This window comes from Deltaproteobacteria bacterium (genome assembly GCA_016874775.1).
In the GTDB taxonomy this organism is placed as follows: Bacteria; Desulfobacterota; Binatia; order Bin18; family Bin18; genus VGTJ01.
Genome location: VGTJ01000123.1, coordinates 1 through 19,675, shown reverse-complemented (window position 1 = coordinate 19,675; position 19,675 = coordinate 1). Strand labels below are relative to the sequence as shown.

The 19,675-nt window shown below is 52.3% G+C and carries 15 protein-coding genes; 4 read left to right on the top strand and 11 right to left on the bottom strand.

What is annotated here, in order from left to right; translation table 11 throughout:
* Positions 1-126: 126 nt before the first annotated feature.
* From FJ147_19320 to FJ147_19270, 11 genes are all read right to left on the bottom strand, one after another.
* On the bottom strand, positions 127-678 hold the full coding sequence (locus FJ147_19320) for a hypothetical protein (GenBank protein MBM4258030.1): 552 nt from the start codon (positions 676-678) through the stop codon (positions 127-129).
* A 33-nt stretch (positions 679-711) separates the two neighbouring features.
* Complete coding sequence (locus FJ147_19315; GenBank protein ID MBM4258029.1) at positions 712-1,269, bottom strand: DUF4340 domain-containing protein; 558 nt, start codon at positions 1,267-1,269, stop codon at positions 712-714.
* Positions 1,266-2,645 carry a hypothetical protein gene (locus FJ147_19310; GenBank protein MBM4258028.1) on the bottom strand — a complete coding sequence of 460 codons (1,380 nt, stop codon included), beginning with the start codon at positions 2,643-2,645 and terminating at the stop codon, positions 1,266-1,268. Before FJ147_19310 ends, FJ147_19315 begins: the two co-directional genes overlap by 4 nt.
* Complete coding sequence (locus FJ147_19305) at positions 2,627-3,397, bottom strand: hypothetical protein (protein MBM4258027.1); 771 nt, start codon at positions 3,395-3,397, stop codon at positions 2,627-2,629. The genes FJ147_19310 and FJ147_19305 overlap by 19 nt, the downstream gene beginning before the upstream one ends.
* A gap of 159 nt (positions 3,398-3,556) precedes the next feature.
* The gene (locus FJ147_19300; protein ID MBM4258026.1) at positions 3,557-4,516 is read right to left on the bottom strand and encodes an ABC transporter ATP-binding protein; all 960 of its coding nucleotides are present in this window, start codon (positions 4,514-4,516) and stop codon (positions 3,557-3,559) included.
* A 19-nt stretch (positions 4,517-4,535) separates the two neighbouring features.
* Positions 4,536-4,862 (bottom strand): hypothetical protein, encoded by a 327-nt coding sequence (locus tag FJ147_19295; protein ID MBM4258025.1) that lies wholly within the window; start codon positions 4,860-4,862, stop codon positions 4,536-4,538.
* A 177-nt stretch (positions 4,863-5,039) separates the two neighbouring features.
* Positions 5,040-6,356, bottom strand: a complete 1,317-nt coding sequence (locus FJ147_19290; GenBank protein MBM4258024.1) for a DUF1329 domain-containing protein — start codon at positions 6,354-6,356, stop codon at positions 5,040-5,042.
* A gap of 252 nt (positions 6,357-6,608) precedes the next feature.
* Positions 6,609-8,975 carry a hypothetical protein gene (locus tag FJ147_19285; GenBank protein ID MBM4258023.1) on the bottom strand — a complete coding sequence of 789 codons (2,367 nt, stop codon included), beginning with the start codon at positions 8,973-8,975 and terminating at the stop codon, positions 6,609-6,611.
* 3 nt (positions 8,976-8,978) lie between these two features.
* Positions 8,979-9,695, bottom strand: coding sequence for a hypothetical protein (locus tag FJ147_19280; protein ID MBM4258022.1), 717 nt, complete (start codon positions 9,693-9,695; stop codon positions 8,979-8,981).
* 159 nt (positions 9,696-9,854) lie between these two features.
* The gene (gene acnA / locus FJ147_19275; protein MBM4258021.1) at positions 9,855-12,548 is read right to left on the bottom strand and encodes an aconitate hydratase AcnA; all 2,694 of its coding nucleotides are present in this window, start codon (positions 12,546-12,548) and stop codon (positions 9,855-9,857) included.
* A gap of 149 nt (positions 12,549-12,697) precedes the next feature.
* Positions 12,698-15,679, bottom strand: a complete 2,982-nt coding sequence (locus FJ147_19270) for a hypothetical protein (GenBank protein MBM4258020.1) — start codon at positions 15,677-15,679, stop codon at positions 12,698-12,700.
* A 106-nt stretch (positions 15,680-15,785) separates the two neighbouring features.
* On the opposite strand from FJ147_19270, the gene rfbB reads away from it, so the two are divergent.
* The 4 genes from rfbB (at position 15,786) to FJ147_19250 (ending at position 19,550) form a co-directional block, all read left to right on the top strand.
* Entirely contained in the window at positions 15,786-16,871 is a 1,086-nt protein-coding gene (rfbB, locus tag FJ147_19265) for a dTDP-glucose 4,6-dehydratase (protein ID MBM4258019.1), read from the top strand.
* A gap of 182 nt (positions 16,872-17,053) precedes the next feature.
* Entirely contained in the window at positions 17,054-18,772 is a 1,719-nt protein-coding gene (locus tag FJ147_19260) for a glutamine--tRNA ligase/YqeY domain fusion protein (GenBank protein MBM4258018.1), read from the top strand.
* Between the two features lie 74 nt (positions 18,773-18,846).
* On the top strand, positions 18,847-19,371 hold the full coding sequence (locus FJ147_19255) for a Zeta toxin family protein (protein ID MBM4258017.1): 525 nt from the start codon (positions 18,847-18,849) through the stop codon (positions 19,369-19,371).
* Positions 19,368-19,550, top strand: coding sequence for a hypothetical protein (locus FJ147_19250; GenBank protein ID MBM4258016.1), 183 nt, complete (start codon positions 19,368-19,370; stop codon positions 19,548-19,550). The genes FJ147_19255 and FJ147_19250 overlap by 4 nt, the downstream gene beginning before the upstream one ends.
* The last annotated feature ends 125 nt before the right edge of the window (positions 19,551-19,675 follow it).

Genomic DNA, 19,675 nt, shown 5'->3' with positions numbered 1-19,675 from the left:
TCAAGCGCTCAATATCAAACCCGGTAAGTTTCATGGCGATTGGAACTATACGCTTCTTCCTCGCTCTTAATCGGTAACTTAATTCTTGCCCATGCCTTAGCTGAAGAACGCATGACTTTTTCGTCTTTACTGAGGAGATGCTTGAGGAGAGGGTGATTGGGGGCGGGTTGGACTCTCCGTGGCTGCCCGTAGCCCTGCTCTTCGTAAGAGGCCATCAAGGTCACTCAATGCGTCAGCCACCGAGCGCTGCGCTTCAAGCAAGTCGGTATTGGCTTTGGCGAGTTGGACGTAATCTTTCTTTTCTACGCAATCAATAATTCCTGCGATCGCGAGATGATAGGATCGCCAGGCCTCAATGTATTCCTGATGAACGTTTTGTAACGGTGCGGCTTGGGGATGATATTTTTCCAGTCGCTGCACGTATTCTTGAGCGACATTAACAATTGGCTTCAACGTCTGGATGGTAAACGCATCATTCACAAACTGCTCTTGCCGAACCGAGACAATAGCATTACTGATCTGCGCTTCTGTTGCGGTCCATGATCGTGCCTCGTCCAGGTAGGTTGTCAGGTCCGCTCTGATATCAGGCTCTTGTGGGCGGGGGCAGCCGAAGAGCAATGCACAGGAGAGGGTAAGGCAGAGAAAAAACAACGGGCGAGGTGACGACGTTACTGTCATGCTGAGTTTCTCGAGCAAGGAATGAAAAGCCGTCTATGATTTTTTCTCGTTTCCGACCTTCTCAAAGACGAGTTGCGCATAGTAACTGACACTCTGGCCGAGGAGGTAGATTTGTGGAGACGGATCTTTCCTTGCGTATACGGCTGACGATGTCGGGTTCAAACCACCGAGGGAAACCGTGGCGATTTCTTTGCCTGCTTTGTCCTTGACTACTACTGTTGTCGTTGGGCGGTCAAGACCATAGGCTTTGACATCCTTCGGTTCTTTATCGATGATCGTCACCTCTTTGGTCGGGGTTAAGTTCTCAACAAAAGAAGTGACCAAGTCAGAGGAGACATTCAACCCTGTCGGCTCAACGACCGTCCAGCGTTCACCGTCACGACGACAGACGATAGAGACATTGTCCCGTTTGAGGGTGACCTCTTGAATGTCCTCACGAGCACCTGGCAGAAAATAGCTTTGCTGGATCACAACCGGGGCCGTGGGGTCAACGAGCCCTGGCCTCTTGTTTGGTTTCCATTCAACGAGGAAAAAATAGGTTCCCAGCACTGTTGCCAGCGCATAGTACAAGCCGATTTTCGTCCAGCTCATCCGTGTTGCCTCCGCCAAAAGAAGACTGCGATTCCAGTGAGAAAGAACAAGCCAGGGAGCACAACGGTGCTCATCGTCAACAGCCACCGTCCTTCTCTTTCGGTCATGATGAACGTTGTTTGTCCTGCGGTCTGGCGTGAAGGTCGCTCGCCAAGAATCTCTTGATCGTTGGCCAGCCAATTGATGGCGTTGACAAACAGATCGCGATTGCCACCTTGATCGAGCAAACTATTGTTGAGCATGTCGGCGTCGCCAAAGACAGCAATACGTCCCACTTTCTCGCCGTTTCTGATGGCAACTTCTCCTGCGATCGGGACAGGGCCAGAGATATCGCGTTCAGGCGCATAGGTTGCAGTGCCGTCCTTACCGATATGACTAAACGCGGTTGCGAACCCATTGCCTGAAGTCGCAAGAATAGGGCGTGCAACAATGCCCTTTGCTTGATCTTCGCGCACTTCAACGACACGAGCGAGGGAAAAGATCGGCGGCGCATTGACCGACAACAGCATGGGGTGGGTCTTGGCAGTTGCGGATACACGATAGGTGATCACTTCCCCAGCGTAGAGCCGTTTGGCTGGGTCGACCGCCACGGCATCCATAAGATGGACATTGTATTTTTCCAGGAATGGAATTATCGACGGTGAACCGTGGACATCGAATAGCACGAAGAGTGATCCACCGCGTTGTATGTACGCATCAAGCGCAGCGAATTCCTCCGGCAGAAATGGTCCCTTGGGGCCGAGAATAATAACGACATCAGCATCGGCGGGCACATTGCCCTCGCTGTTCCCAAGTGAAAGGGGTCGCTCCTGATAGGTCTCGTCAAAAATCGCGCCCCGCAGTTTGGAGTAGCCGCCGTGGGGCGACTCATCGGATAAGCTATTTTCACCGTGCCCGGTGAGAAAATAAATCATCTTTTCTTTATTGCGCGTGACTTGCAGCAACGTTGAGGCGACGGCGCTTTCGCCACTCGAGAGCAATACGCCTTTCTGTTGGTTCTCTGACTCGAACACTAGCGTGCCATACTGTTGCGCGTGGTATTGGCGGGCCAGGGCTGGGTTCCGGTTCATGTCGACGATCGTGTAGTGCAGGTGCTTCGACAGATTCCCCATTCGCCACAGCATGTCTTCGACGAAAAAGTTCTCGGGCCGGTCACTATTGATAAAGGCAAAGGCGTGCACGTCTTTGGTGAGATTTTTCACAATCTGTTCGGTGCGCGGCGACAGAGTGAAGCGTTTCTCGGGTGTAAGATCAATACGGTGGTTATGATTGTCGAGAATCGCCTGCGCCGCGAGCAGCAGGGCAAAACAGCCAAACGTGCCAACGATCAACTTTATAATGTTCCGGAGATTAGTACTCACTTCCGTCCCCTCCATTGTCGCGCTTCGAGCGAACGCAGTGTGAGGAAGCTAAAGAAGAGCACGAAGACGATGAAAAAGGTAATTTCTTTGGAGTCAATGAAACCTTGGGCAAAACTCTGAAAATGGGTGACCATCGAGACTTCGGCGAGCCAGCGGAGCACGCCTTGGTTCATGGCCCCGTCGTTCCAACTGAGAATCCAGAACAGTAATGACAAGCCCAGCGCTGAGAGACCAGCAACCCCGAGATTGTCCGTCAGTGAAGAAATGAACAGCCCACAAGCGATGAAAGCCAGAGAAATCAGGACCAGTCCTGTATACCCAGCAATGGTGATCGTCCAATCAAAGGGCTGGATGGTGTAGAGCAGAATCGGATAAATGATCGTAAAAGACAGAATGAACAGCGTGGCAATGCTACAGGCGACGAATTTGCCCCAGAAGAGTTCACTATCACGCATAGGGTAGGTCAGGAGCAGTTCTATCGTTCCAAGTCGTTTCTCTTCAGTGAACAAACGGATAGTGAGGAATGGGATCGTCAACAAGACCACTAAGCGCAGATCGGTGAAGAACAACTGCCAAAAGCTGCCCATGATGTTCATGCCAAACCCGAACTGCACGTAGAAAATGAGGTCGGTGTAAAAATAATAGCCACTGAGGAGCAGGAACACGGCAGTGATCAGATAGATAAACGGCGAGAGAAAATAGGAACGGAGTTCCTTGATCACCACCGCCCAGAAATTCGTGAGCGATCTGCCGCTAGCTTGGGACATAGGATACCTCGGGGAAATTTTAGTTAGTTATCCGTATTCTCAGTATTCAGTGATCAGTCATAGAAGAGAACCAGAAAGCGCAGTCCTTTTGTTCCCTACAGCCTGAAGCCTACGATCTTCAGGCTCTTTACTACTGACAACTGATCACTGACAACTGTCTTATGCTGCCTCTTTGCGCTGGTCGGTTGGGGCGGTCAGGCGGACAAACAGCTCTTCAAGGCCGAGCGTCATCGGCGTCATTTCGTACAAAGCCCAACCGCGAGTTACAATTGCCTGAGCAATCTCGCGAGTCGTGGTGCGATCAGGTGAAGTGACAATGAAGCTGTGTCCCTCCTGACCCTTTTCTGTCGATTCCTGTTCGATGACGTCTTTCACGCCGGGAAGTGCGCGAAGGGCGCTGATAATTTCTGCCTGTGGCCCTGCAACTCGGATATTCGTGCGCGTTGCTCCCTGGATACGATCGCTGAGTCCGGCGGCGGTGTCTTCCGCAATAATGTTGCCTTTATCGATAATAACTACGCGTTGGCAGGTGAGGCCAACTTCATGAAGGATATGGCTCGACAGCAAAATTGTCCTTTTGCCTGCCATGCCAGAGATCAAGTCGCGCATTTCGATGACTTGATTGGGATCGAGACCAACGGTGGGCTCATCCAAAATCAGCACTTCAGGATCGCATAGGAGCGCCTGGGCGAGCCCGACACGTTGTCGATATCCTTTGGAAAGCGTACCAATGTGACGATGGGCCATGTGTTCGAGCGAGCACTGCTGCAGGACACGATCGACTTGGCTTTGCCGCATTTCGGCAGAATTTCCTTTGACCCGAACACAGAAGTTGAGGAACGATCGCACGGTCATGTCAGGATAGAGCACGACACTTTCCGGCAAGTAGCCCAGGCGGCTGCGTGCTCCTAACGAATCCATTTCAACGTCGATACCCGCAACGCTCACCTTGCCTTCGGTAGGAGGAAAAAACCCAGTCAGAATCCGCATCAGGGTCGTTTTTCCTGAGCCATTGGGACCCAGAAGGCCAACGATCTCACCTTTTTTCACGTCGAATGAGACGTTATTGAGGGCGCAAACCTGGCCATAGTATTTCGTCACATTTTTTACTTCGATCATAAGAGGATCTTTATGTGTCTTATGGTGCTGGGGTAGCGGCAGGAGCTGAAGATATCTGTTGTTTCAGCTTACTAATCTCTGTACGAAGTGAACCTTCCAACTGCAATAGGTTATCGCGCTCGAGTTTGAGGCTTCCTATATTCCGGGTTTGTTCTTCGACTTGGGTGCGGAGGGTGTTCACTTCTCCGGGGAGGATACTGGTCAGTATATTTGAGGAAATACCAAGACGTTCAAAAGCAATTCCTGTCAACAGAAGAGAGATCCACAGCACTCCTGTTCCGACATAGCTCCATACGGCTTTTTCTACTGAATTATCTTCCGGTGCTTTATTGACTGTATTTGCCATTGTTCCCCTTCTTTCCTTTCTACGGACAAATTTGCGTGGGCATTAACTAGCAGAAAAAAATTTGAGGGGAAAGCGGCGCAATTTGCATTGTGTTGTCAAAAGGTGAGGAGATGTGGGGAGGTGAGTAAGGAAGAACCAGCAGCACGTGATGAAGCGTGCTGCTGGTTGCTTTTCAGCCTAGCGAGCGCTCTGGATCAGATAGTTGATCGAGAAGGCTTCTGGCGTGTTGATCGGCACGTTTTCATTGAAATACCATTCGTTCACCCAGTCAGCCGGCTTGCTATAACCAGAGGGAGCATCCCACGGGCTGCCGTGTGCAGTCTGGAGATCGGCGGTCATTCCATGAGGATCGAACGCCCACTCATCTTCGTAGTTATACTTACCACCTTGGAGGGGACGAGCTGGATAGCCGTCATAGGGCTTCTTGTTGTAATCAAACATGTTGAAGAACAAGCGCCACAGCTCACCACCTTGGTCATAGGCTTCCATGAAGATCACGCCCAGGGTGTCTTTGTCGATGTACATAATGCGCTTCGAGAACGCATATTGGCTGTACGCGGTCGGGAGGCCTTCGATGACCCACACTGGCCGTTTTTCCCAGTTGATGCCGCAAGGCGAGAAGGCACGGACGCCCTTGGTACCATCTGAGGGTTCACAAGCAATACGCTTTCCATAACCACCAGCGTGCATGGGGGCGAGGATCTCTTTTTCAGCCAAGAGACGGAATGTCCAGAACGACACCTTGGAGTTGAAACCCCACAGTGCGTCGAGGTCATAGTCCGTTCCCCAGAACGCGTCAGAACGGTTCGAAACGCTAATACGGCGAACGCGACGGAGTTCAGGGAGGTACATGTAGGAATCGTCTGGCATGTCGGCTGCCATGTAGCGGTTACTCAGTGTCCCAGCGCCTTTCAAGTCGCTTGGTTCGAAGAGTGGGCCAAACTGCTCAGTGTAACGCATCGGCGGGTTGTGCGGCACGACCGGCTTTGGATCTTGATAGAGGCGGCCTGTCCACATCATGCGACGCCAGAAACCCGAAGAATAGCGCCGTTCCATTTCGCCTTTGCTGTTGATGAGTTCCACGATCCATTCTGTACCGACGTTATCGGTATAGGCTGGCTTCTGCTCTTGGTTCCACATGATTTTGAAACCAACGAGAGGGTCACTGGCTTCAATCTTCGGGAATGGGGCGCCGGCAACATAGTTAAACATGTCGCGGCCATCTGGAGAGAGCTTCACTTGACCAGAATACTTTTCGGTTGCTTCTTTGTAAGCTTTTGGCCATTCAATCTTCTTGTAGTCGATGATCTTCATCGGCATGCCATGTCCGACATACCACTTCATGGCCGGGGTAAGCAGATCTTCCGCTTGTGCCATGTTTTCTTTGGTAACGGTGTCACCAGCTTTGACGTCAGCGAGCACGGTCGACGAGAGACCCAGTGCACTTGCGACGAGCGTTGCACCGGCAACGTTCAACCAACGACGTAACTTCATAATGTGCCCTCCTTTCGGGCGTTTATGGTTATAAGGGGCCACGAAATAAAATGACTCACGTAAACACTTGTGAACCCATACCTGAGCAAGATTATTTCCTCTTCAGGGTTCGACCTCTCCTTGCCCTCTTACGATGTTCCCCCTTTCCCTTACAACTGAGAATAAGAGTTTTTTATCTCTCTTCTCTTAATAACCTGAAAAAGACGAAAACAGTTTCCCAACAGCCCTCATACGTCAGGTTATCAAAAAAGATCAATTGCTTGGTCTGGTGCGCAGGACGAAGCGAGGCTTCAGCAAGGCGATAAGAACAGGCAGAAGAGTGACGGTTGCCAAGAAGCTAATCCCCACCCATAGCGCTAACAGTAGTCCCATCTCGGAATTGAAGCGAATGCTCGAAAATGTCCACAACAGGGTTCCGATGATCATTGTAATTGCCGTAAATGCGACCGATTTCCCTGACGTGGCAACCGCTTCTCGTATCGATTCTGGTAACGACAAGCCTGTACGGTACTCTTCGATAATCCGACTGACGATATAGAGCCCGTAATCGATACCGAAACCAACGCCTACTGTGACGACAGGTAAGGTGTTGATATTAATGCCAATATCACGTGCTCCCATGTAGGCATTGACAACGGCATTAGCGACCAACAGCGGAATGAGCATGTAGAGGCCTGCCATGATCGAGCGGTAGGTAAAAGCGAGAACGACGAAAATGGTGCCAAACCCTAGTACATTAACGAGAATGTCATTTCTCAATAACTCTTGGTTTGCTGCTGCCAGGGTGCCAATGATTCCCCCGGCCAGGACGAATTGCGCGCCTGGCGGTTGAGCAGAGAAATCTTGCGCGCGCTTAATGACGCGACGAATCGTTTCACCTTTGTGATCAGTGAGAAAAAAGCGAATCGGGGCGGAGACAAAATTATTCTTCTTGAATTCGATATAGCGGTTACTATCCTGATATGACGTGCCAGCGAGGTACGCACCAAAAATCGTCTGGATTTGTGCGTTCGTTCGCGGGAGGACTTCCCATTTCGGTTCACCTTCAGCTAGTGCCGCACTGACCGTGGTGAGAATGTCGACGAAGGAGAAACTCACACCGACTGCAGGGTCTTGCTCCATATACCGTTGGAACTTTTCGATGGCTGGCAGTACCGCTGGCGCGGCAACTGAGTCCTTTTCGCTTTTGCGTTCAAGGACGACGATTAGTTCTTCGACCCCACCAAATGTCTCCTGAATCTGTGCATAGGCAGCGTTGTACGGCGCATCGCGGTGCAAAAGTGGTGAAGCGGAGGTGGGATCGCCAATGACAAGATTCTGCCAGAAATATGCGCTGACGCCGACCAGACCAATCCACACGACGAGTGTTACCATTTTTCCAGCAGGGGAAAGGATGGCATCGGTTGCAGCATAGACGATACGTTTGAACGCCCCTTGCTCACGGGCTTCGATAACCCGAATGTCTGGTTCACGAAGATAGTAATAGACAATCGGATTGAGCAGTAACTCGCTGACGGTGATGGCGAGAATCCATACCGCAGCACTGATGGCTAACTTTTGCAGGAGGACGATCGGAACCAGGAGGATCACAAGCAACCCCAGCGCATCAGTCAGAATACCCGACAAGGTCGGTGTAAACAGTTCTGCGAAAGACGCGATAATGGCCGGCTCTTTCTGCCAGTTGGCTTTTTTGTATTCTTCGTAATACCGATCATGCATCTGTACGGAGTGGCTCACCGCACGAGCAGTGATGAAGAACGGAATAACCAGGGTAAGGGGGTCGAGACTAAAGCCAATCATCTTTATGAATCCCAGCCCCCAGATCGCCGAAATCACCCCTGTAATCGTGGGACGTAAGGCGCCACGAATGTCGCGGAAATACCAGTACAAGAAAACCCACATGAGCACGGTCGTGGTAAGAAAGATGAGAAAAACTTCGCGTGCGTAATAATACACCCAGCCGTAGAGCCACGGTTCACCAGCAACATGAATTTGCGTGTTGGCGTCGACAAATGGCTCGACGACCGAGCGACCGATCTCGTCAAACATGCGACGATGGTCCAGGCGTCCTTCGATGAAAGTGCCCTGAATAAGGGCGGCTTTTTCGTCAAGCGATACCAACACGCCGTAGAGATTCCGTGAGGTCAAAACGATCTGGCGGACGAGTTCGACCTCTTTATCTGTCGTTGGGGCTTTGCCCATGACTGGTTCAGTGGCGGTCATTCCACCCGCAAGCGTGCGAACCCGGCGATTGGTACGATGGGCAAGGGAGTTGATCAGTTCATGATTGACGCCATAGACTCTATCAAGGCGCTGCGTCATGTCGAAGATTTTGCCGAGGGTTTCTTTAGTGAAGATCGTGCCCTCTTTGACTTCGATCATGATGCGAACGGTATTCGCTCCGCCAAACATGGGAGCATACTGATTGTGAACTTTGATGAAGGGATGATTTTGTGGCAGCAACTCGTCAAAGCGCGTGACCATGTCGAGCCGCAGGGCGAAGAGCGCAAAGATAAGGGTCACAAGGCTTACTGCGATCAGGATCGGCATGCGTTTTTCGATAATTTTTTTCCCGAGAGCGTACAGAGCGCCCTTATCCGCTTCACTCATAGATTCCATCCTCTATTTTTTTTTCGATTGTCCCGTCTTTGGGCCTTTTTTCGCTGCCCCACCCTTGCGGGCTAACAGCCCATCGATAATCTTTTCTAGATTCTCTTGTGTGAGATCTTTGGCCATGATCCAACCATCGAAGACCAAGCTCGGCACAGCATCAAGGCGGTACGTTTGACCAAGCGTCAGGTTTTTCTCGATTTCGGCTTTCCCTTCCCCTTTGTCTAATCGCGATAACAAGAGGTCCGGATCCAGACCGATACTGTGTGCGACCCGGGCGAGACCGCTGCGGTTCGTCGTATCGATCTGTTCCTCGAAATGAGCGCGGAACAGGGCTTGTTGCATCTGTTCGCCAAGACCCATCGTTTGTGCGATAGCATGGGCACGGGCTGGTAAGATCGATTCTGCATGCACCAACGGGTAGGCGAAGAATTGGACCGCAAGTCGATCCTGATATTTCTTTTGTATCTTAGGCAGGAGTTCTGTCACCATGTGATAGCAGGAAGGGCAGAGGAAATCTTCAAAGACGGTGACCAGCACTCGATTCTCCGTTGCCCCTTCGGGAGCTCGACGGACAAAGCGATAGGACCCAGGCAGTGATAAGTAGTCGTCCATTAAATCTGCATAAACGGGAGAGCCAGGAATCACCGAGAGAGTGAGAAGCAAAGCGCAGATGTGGAAAAACATAAGTGGCTGGCGATCATACCGAGCCACGAGGTAAAAGCGCAATAGCGGGCGCTCTATAGGAAAGGGAGCATGAAGGTGGCCGAGAACCGAGTCGGAGAAACGGAGACGGGGAGAACCGGTGACCGCCCCACCAGTCTTCTTCCCCGATTCTCCGATTCTCCGATTCTCCGATTCTCCGGTTCTCCGATGCTTTCTCAGCGGTTACGCAATCAACTGTCCCAACACATACGGCAGAATGCCGCCATGGCGGTAGTACTCAATCTCAATTGGTGTATCGATACGCAAAGTGACAGGCACTTTCTCGGTGGAGCCATTGGCACGATGGATCACGAGTGTGAGATCTTGCCGTGGCTTGATGTTGTCTGAGAGACCAATGAGATCGAAGGTCTCAGTACCATCGAGTTTGAGTGTCTGGGCATTGGTGCCGTCTTTGAACTGACACGGCAGTACGCCCATACCAACGAGGTTACTGCGGTGAATGCGCTCGAAACTTTGGGCTACCACTGCACCAACGCCTAAGAGTTTCGTGCCTTTGGCGGCCCAGTCCCGCGAACTGCCGGTACCATATTCTTGGCCAGCAAAGACGACCAGCGGCACTTTGGCAGCTTGGTACTTCACCGCAGCATCGTACATGCTCATCTGTTCGCCGCTGGGTTGATATTTGGTCTCGCCACCAACGACACCGGGAACCATCTGATTTTTGATCTGCGTGTTCGCGAAAGTCCCGCGCGTCATCACGCGGTCGTTACCACGTCGTGCGCCGTAGCTGTTGAAATCCTCAACTGTGACCTTGTTGGCAATCAGATATTGTCCAGCCGGACCGGTCTTTTTAATTGAACCAGCCGGACTGATGTGATCGGTGGTGACAGAGTCGCCCAGGATCGCCAGAGGGCGAGCACCATTGATGTCAGCAATCTTCCCAGGCTTGCCGGAGAAATCAGTAAAGAACGGCGGCTCTTGGATGTAGGTTGACGACGTGTCCCACTGGTAGACCGCACCGGTTGTGCTGGGAATGTTGTTCCACAAGGGATTCTCAGCGGTGAAGTCGGCATACAAACGACGATAGGTTGCAGGATCAAGTGCCGCAGACATGAGGTCACTGACTTCTTTCAGACTCGGCCAGATGTCCTTAAGGAACACATCTTTGCCGTCTTTGCCTTTGCCAAGTGGTTCTTTGCTGAGGTCGATATTCACACGACCAGCAAGCGCAAACGCAACCACCAACGGCGGGCTCATCAAGAAATTAGCCTTGATGTTTTGATGAACACGGGCCTCGAAGTTGCGGTTCCCACTCAGCACCGATGCACCAACCAGATCATTCTTCACGACGACATCTTCAATCCGCGCATCCAGCGGTCCAGAGTTGCCAATACAGGTTGTGCAGCCATAACCGACAAGGTTGAACCCGACTTGATCGAGGTACGGCTGCAGGCCGGTCTTTTGGAGATACTCGGTCACAACTCGTGATCCAGGACCAAGGGAGGTCTTCACGGTTGGTTTAACGATTAGACCTTTTTCGACGGCTTTCTTTGCTAACAGACCGGCAGCTAACATGACACTAGGATTGGAGGTGTTGGTGCACGAGGTGATCGCTGCAATCAGCACATCACCGTGGCCAATCTCTCCCAGGTTGGAGCCGTTAGCGACAGCAAAGCGCTGGCCCATTGTCGCGGCATCTTTGGCGTAGCCGTTATCTTTGATCGGTTTGCTATAGAGCTCAGTGAACGTACTCTTGAGGTTAGACAAGGCAATGCGATCTTGTGGCCGTTTTGGTCCAGCGACATTAGGCTGCACCTCGGCCAGGTTCAGCTCAAGCTCTTGACTGTATTTGCACTGACCTTTCTTGGGGATACCGAACATACCTTGCGCTTTGAAGTAATTGCGGAAGGTTTCGACTTGCTCATCTGTCCGGCCAGTGGCACTGAGGTATTTGCAAGTCTCCTCATCGACCGGGAAAAATCCCATGGTTGCGCCATATTCAGGTGCCATGTTGGCGATCGTCGCTCGGTCTGTGAGTGGCAGTGAAGTCGCTCCCTCGCCGTAATATTCAACAAACTTGCCGACGACGTTGGCTTTGCGTAGTAACTGAGTGAGATGGAGCACGAGGTCTGTAGCAGTGACACCTTCCCGTAGCGAACCAGTTAAATTGACTCCAACGACATCGGGCGTGAGGAAATAGACCGGCTGACCAAGCATGCCGGCTTCGGCTTCGATACCACCGACGCCCCAACCGACAATGCCAAGGCCGTTAATCATGGTGGTGTGCGAGTCGGTGCCAACCAGCGTGTCGGGATAATAGACATCGTCTTTCTCCAACACGCCACGTGCCAGATATTCGAGGTTGACTTGATGGACAATGCCGATTCCCGGCGGCACGACCTTAAAGGTCTTAAACGCTTGCATGCCCCATTTGAGGAACTGATAGCGTTCAGAGTTCCGCTGGAATTCAATCTCCATGTTCTTGCGATAGGCATCACTCGTGCCAGACACATCGACTTGCACCGAGTGATCAACGACCAGATCCACCGGAACTAATGGTTCGATCACTTGTGGGTTCTTGCCCAAGCGCGCAACAGTTGAGCGCATAGCGGCGAGATCAACCAGCAACGGCACGCCAGTAAAATCTTGCAAGATAATACGCGCGACCACGAACGGAATTTCCTCGGTTCGCTCGGCATTTGGTTGCCATTTGGCTAAGGTGCGAACATCCTCTTCGGTGATCTTCTTGCCGTCGCAATTACGCAGGACGGATTCAAGCACGATACGAATACTCACCGGCAATTGTGAGATAGGCGCGACACCTTCTTTTTCCAGTTGTGGTAGCGAATAGAACTTGCCACTACGACCACCGCTCAAAGGGAAAGTCTGTAATGAGTTGAAAAGATTGTGCGACATAAACACTCCTCTATAAAAGTGACATTTAGCTATTATCTGGTCGTCGTGCAGGCCGACAAGAGGGGAAGGTGGCGTATTGAGTCATTGGGGCATCGAAAGATCGGGTCATTGAAGACATCATGGGTTAACTTCTTTAATGGCTCGATGACTCAATCTTCCAATTCCTCCAGTAACGCCTTTGCCTCTTGTAAGTCTTTGGTCTCGAATCCTGAGGCAAACCAGTTGTACACTTCGGGCAACGTGGCGCGTACAGCGTGTTGCTTCTCCTGACTCTTCCACAAGCGGGCGAGGCTTATCGCCGCGCGCAGTTCCAGGGATTTGGCTTGTTGCTTCCGTGCGATGTCGAGGGCTTTGCGAAAGCACTTCTCGGCTTCCTGCTCCATTTCTGTCTGGGTGCTAGGTACTGGGTGCTGGGTGTTAGGAGGGACCGCTTCGGTAATTTTTAATTCTTCATTTTTAATTTTTAATTGCTGAAGCGTAAGCTCGCCGCGTAGCCGATACAGCTCTGCCTCATAGTAACGCTCCCCACTCTGTTCCACGAACTCTAGAGCTTGTGTGAGGAGGGGCAGCCCGTCCTCGATCTGTCCGCGCGTGCTGTAGACCGCTGCCTGACAAGCGAGAACTTCCGAGCGAAATACGTGCGCATCGATAGCGTCGGCAATGGTCAAGGCTTCTTGGATTTTTCCCAGCCCTTCCTCGGGATTTCCCTGCTGCATCAATACTCGCCCTTGGATGATTGTGTTCAAGGTCAGGAAAACGGGCACTTTGTATTCTGCACACAGACTCAAGGTCTCAGCGAGATACTCTACTGCCTGTGCTTCTTCCTGACGAAACAGATGGAACCAACTAGAGAACGTGTACGCGCAGATCAGGCTATGCGGGTGAGAGAGTGTCCGTGCATAAGCTACTGCCTCCTGACTTCTTTGTAAGGCCTGCTCAGGGTAACCCAAGAGCCACGAGGAGAGACTGGAAAATGCCAGTGCAAGCACCCGCGAGTCATATCCATATAGTAGTGCATGACCGCGGTGTTGTTGCGGGTCGTACAAAGTCAATGCTTGTTCACAGTACTCGCGTGCGAGGGCCAACGTTCCACACATGAAGTGACTTATACCCAGTACTGTAGAGGCATGGATAAGGAAATCTCGATCTCCTGTTTGCCCGGCAATCTGGTGGAGCTGTTTTGCCGCAGCCAGCGCTGTACGTGCTTCTCCGCGGGTGTACCAGTGAGTCCGCAAGGCCACGAGCACGGGAAACAGTTGCGCCGGATCTCCCAGGGGCTCGCTGAGGGTACGTACGCGTGTCAACGCGGCCCCCACTTCCGGTGCCGCCACTCCCTTGGTGACCATTAAGATGTTACCCAACATACTGTGAAAGAACACTTCTTGTTGGGCACGCTCAGGGGAGTCGGCGAGGGTCTGTAACAACGCTAATCCTTGCGTGAAGCAATGCGTTGCCTCGGTGTAGGCCGAACATTGGATAGCTGCTTCACCGGCGTGCTGCCAATAGGGCAACGCGAGGGCGGTCAACCCAGCCTCAGTGTAATGATACGCAAGCAATTCCGGTTGTGTTTCTACGGCGGCAGGGAAACGTTCCTGGAACACTTCAGCGATCCGTTGGTGATACTGCTGTCGCTGGTTTTTCGGGACCGACTGGTAGGCAACGTTCTGAATCAAGGCATGAGCAAAAGCGTACGTAGAGGAGGGCGGCTTGCCACGTTCGGACAGTAGCCCTGCTTCAACGAGGTGTTGTAACTCTTGTTGTAACGACGGTTCGTGTCCACCGACAAGCGCGTGAATGAAATCAGAAGAGAACTCCTGCCCCAGCGTCGCAGCGATGTGGACGAGCTCACGTGCTGCCGGTTCTAGTCGCGCAAGCCGTTGAGCCAGGACCTCATCGAGAGTGGCAGGCAGGGTTTGCAGCAACGGTACAGCCCGCCGGACTCTCACGTCGCGCTCGGCGCCTTGCTGCTGCGTTCCGGTTTCGAGGACACATTTGGTCAACTCTTCCACGAACAACGGCAGTCCCGCGGTGGTGGCGACAATTTGCTGAAGTACTTCGACCGGAAGAATACTGCCTTTACTGATATTTGCTACCAGCGCTTCTGCGTGCGGGCGTTCAAGGCGATGCAGGGGCACGTGGGTGAGGAATGCTCGTTGCCCCCAGGGCGCGGTAAATTCGTTATCAGCAGTGAGGAGGACCAAGAGCCGGAGCGAGGGCACTTGTGTGAGCAGGACGGTCAGCAGGTCGAGTGTCGAGGGGTCGATCCAGTGGAGATCTTCCCAAATACAGCAGCCAGGGGCGGGGGCGATCTCTTCTTTGATCCAGGTGAGAACAGTTTCCTGGATTTTTTCCTTCTTTCGTTGAGCGCTGAGAGGAACAACCGGATAGTTTGGCGGAGCAGGCAGCGACAGCAATGACGCCAACAGGGGGAGCGCGTCTTGTGACAACAATTTCCGGCCTGTCGTTCCTTCAGAGAGTTTGCGCAGCCTTTCTTGTGGTGAGTCTTGCGGGTGGAAACGTAGTGTTCTCTGGAAGTATTCAACGATCGGATAAAAGGCGGTGTTGCGATGGTAAGGAGAACAACGAAACTCTAGCCGTGCGCCACCATCTTGCAGCACCTGGGCAGTGAGTGATTTCGCCAGGCGAGATGCTCCACTCCCTGGTTCACCGGTAAGGAGTGCTCCCTGTCCGTGGCCCTTTTGCACCTGCTCCCATCGCTCTCGCAGCAATTTGAGTTCTCGATTACGACCAACTACCGAGGTGCGTCGGACCGCAGGTTGACGCCGTTCAGTGGAAGATCGTTCGGTGTCCGGCGTCCGAAGTCCGGTGTCTACCGACTGAGGAGTTCGGAGTTCGGAGTTCGGAGTCTGAAGAGTAGGAGGTGGGCGGGAACTGACTACTGATAACTGAGAAGTAACTACTGCCTTTTCACTTTCATCTCCAGTCTCGACCCAAGTTAATACTTTTCCGTCCTCATCAGCCGCGACACGCAGCGCTTCGATCAGCTCGACTTTCAGATCGTCCAAGGTGGCGTCGTCAAGGGCGAATTCGCGCTGCAACGCTCGATAGCTGACGCGTTGCCTCTCTTGCAGAAACGCACGTGCATGATCGACTAGTTCGGAAAATTTCATGCCCTGTTCTCAATCCCTGGAGAAATACGGTACCCCTCTTCTTTTCTTATGCGCTTTGCCGTGCTCGTACAAGGAGTTATACTCTGGCACGATAGGAACATCATGTATGGAGACGATGATTGTAACGGGTGGCGCGGGGTTCATCGGCTCGAATTTCGTCCGGCTCGCTCTGGCGAAGACCGAGGCTCGGGTCGTTGTGGTCGACAAACTGACTTACGCTGGCAATCTGCGAACGCTGGATGATGTTGCGCAGCATGCGCGTTTCACTTTCGTGCGGGAAGATATTGCTGACCGTGTGGCAGTGGAACGGATCTATCGCGAGCATAGGCCTTCTGCGGTATTGAACTTTGCGGCGGAATCGCATGTCGATCGTTCGATTGACGGTCCTGGGGTGTTCATTAGCACCAACATCAATGGGACATTCGAGTTACTTGACGCTGCACGCGCTTACCTTGCGCAAGCAGAGGGCTCACTCCGAGAGCGATTTCGCTTTCTGCACGTCTCGACTGACGAGGTCTACGGAACGCTGGGCCCGACAGGATTGTTTGCGGAAGAAACGCCGTATGCGCCGAACTCTCCATACGCAGCGTCGAAGGCGGCTGCCGACCACTTGGTGCGGGCGTATCACGAGACCTATAAGTTGCCAGCTCTTATCACTAACTGTTCCAATAACTACGGGCCGTATCAGTTTCCCGAAAAGTTAATCCCGCTCATGTTGCTGAATGCCATCGAGGGCAAACCGTTACCCATCTATGGTGACGGAGGCAATGTTCGTGACTGGTTGTATGTCGAGGATCACTGCGAGGGTATTTTGCAGGTGCTGCAACAGGGTCAAGTCGGAGAGAAGTATAATATCGGCGGGCACAATGAGCGTACAAACCTTGAGGTCATTGATACGCTTTGCACTGCGCTAGAGGCAGAGTTGCCTGCGGCGAACAATGCAACGCTGCGGGCAAAGGGGATCGGAAGCTATGCGAGGCTGAAGACGTTTGTTCCCGATCGCCCAGGGCACGACCGTCGCTATGCGATTGATGCGGGCAAGATCGGTCGCGAGTTGGGGTGGAAACCGCGCTATGATTTTGCCTCGGGATTGCGACGCACGGTGCGTTGGTATCTTGATCATCGGGATTGGTGTGAGTCCGTACAAAGCGGGCAATATCAACGTGAGCGATTGGGGCTGGCGACTGTGTAGGCTCGCTCACTCCGATAGCAACTCTCATTCAGACGGCATAAGATTGGCACACCGGAGTTGTCACCCTGAACACAGTGAAGGGTCTCTCAAAGAGACGCTTCGCCGCGCTCAGAATGACATGGCTCGATGCTCTCGTCGTACAATGTACGAATGTCACGCACTCTGGCTTAGGAGACATAGCAATGAGTGAAGGAAAAGTAGAGAAACGAGAGGCAGCAACGGAGGTCCCCCGCTCACTGGATTTCATTCGCGAGATCGTTGCGGCCGACAACAAATCGAACAAACACGGCGGACGCGTCGTCACGCGCTTCCCCCCAGAACCAAACGGCTACTTGCATATTGGACATGCCAAATCGATCTGCCTCAATTTCGGTATCGCTTTGGAAAACAATGGTGTATGTCACTTGCGGTTTGATGACACCAATCCAACCAAAGAGGATGTCGAATACGTGGATTCGATTCAGTCGGATGTCCGTTGGCTGGGTTTTGACTGGCACGACAAAAAGTTCTACGCCTCCGACTACTTTGAGCAGCTCTATCAGTATGCAGTACAACTGATTACCGAAGGGAAGGCCTACGTTGATAGTCTCAGCGCCGAAGAAACGCGAGCCTATCGTGGGACGTTGACCGAAGCAGGAAAAGTGAGTCCGTATCGCAACCGCTCTGTCGAGGAGAACCTTGATCTTTTCACTCGCATGCGTGCAGGGGAGTTTGCCGAAGGAACGCACACCCTCCGCGCTAAAATCGACATGACGTCGCCGAACATCAACATGCGCGATCCGGTCATGTATCGCATTCTCAAAGCTGAGCATCATCGTACTGGTAACACGTGGTGCATCTATCCTATGTACGACTATGCCCACTGCGTGTCTGACGCGATTGAACGGATTACGCATTCGATCTGCACGTTGGAGTTTGAGGACCACCGCCCGCTGTATGATTGGTTTCTTGATGAACTCCACACGCCTGATCGTCCCCAGCAGATTGAATTTGCGCGCCTCAATCTCACCTACACGATGATGAGTAAACGCAAGCTCTTACAGTTAGTGCGAGATAAGCATGTTCGTGGATGGGACGATCCGCGCATGCCGACTATTCAGGGATTGCGGCGACGTGGCTACACACCAGAAGCGATTCGCAGCTTTTGTGAAACCATTGGTGTGGCCAAGCGGAACAGTACGGTGGAGGTTGCCATGTTGGAGCATGAAATCCGTGAGGATCTCAATAAGCGTGCTCCACGTGCAATGGCGGTTCTCCGGCCGTTGAAAGTCCTCATCGATAACTTTCCAGAAGGACAGGTCGAAGAGTTGAACGCGGTCAATAATCCTGAAGATTCCAGTGCGGGGACACGCAAGATTCCCTTTTCGCGCGAGGTATACATTGAACAGGATGACTTCATGGAAGATCCACCCAAGAAGTTTTTCCGCCTCGCCCCTGGGCGGGAAGTGCGCTTACGCTATGCCTATATCATCAAGTGTGAGTCGGTGGTGAAGAATGCCCAAGGAGAAATCACGGAATTGCATTGCACCTACGATCCCGAAACCCGGAGTGGGGGCAGCGCCGAGAGCCGTAAAGTCAAAGCCACGATTCATTGGGTATCCGCGGCCCAAGCGATTCCGGTAGAAGCTCGATTGTATGACCACCTGTTTACCGTTCCAGACCCTGGCGCGGTGGACGACGTTACGACCGTGTTGAATCCCAACTCACTAGAAGTTGTTCATGCGTGTCGCGTTGAACCGAGTCTCGCTTCAGCAGCAGCAGGCAATCGCTATCAGTTTGAGCGACAAGGATATTTTTGCGTTGATCCAGACTCAGCTCCCGGGACCCTGGTTTTCAATCGGACCGTGACGCTCAAAGACGCCTGGGCGAAGATTGAAAAAGGGCAGAAGGGGAACGGGTAGGAGGAAAACGCTCCCGACGGGATTCATACTGCACCATTCTACTTGCGGCTGTACTTGCTGAACAGGGAGATGATGTGAGTAACGAGAAGAAAATCCTCGTCATCGCAGGCCCGAACGGTGCCGGAAAGACTACTTTTGCGCGCGAGTTTTTACCGAATGAGGCGAACTGTCCGGTCTTCGTTAATGCCGACTTGATTGCTGCGGGCTTGAGTCCGTTTCAACCGGAGGTCGCGGCTGTGCGTGCGGGGCGGATAATGATGCAACAGATTCATGAGTACGTGCGACGCGGGACCAGTTTCGCCTTTGAGACGACACTGAGCGGACGAGGATATGCACGACTTATCCCACAATGGCGACAATTAGGATACATTGTGAAGTTGTTCTTTCTCCAGTTACCGAATCCGGAAATGGCGATCGCGCGGGTTCGACAAAGAGTTCGTGGAGGTGGTCATAATGTCGCCGCCGATGTTGTCCGTCGCCGTTTTCATGCTGGCTTAAAAAATTTCGACAACGTATACAAACCATTGGTCAGCAAGTGGTCTGTATTCGACAATTCTGGTCCTGAACCGGTACTATTAGAAGAGAGGGCAAATACATGAATACTGAGCACCCATCTCAGCAGAAACGAGACCCAGATCTCACCAACGCACTTATTGCCCTCCGACGTGCTGCCAAACGTGCACGAGAACAAGCACAGCGAACAAAGAATACTGTCGTTGTGTATCATAATGGCACGATTGTAGAAGAGCTGATCCTCGAACAATATCCAGAAGGGTGATTTTAGCCGGAAAGCCCTCTTATTCTGCACTAAGGCATGGGCAAGAATTAAGTTACCGATTAAGAGCGAGGAAGAAGCGTATAGTTCCAATCGCCATGAAACTTACCGGGTTTGATATTGAGCGC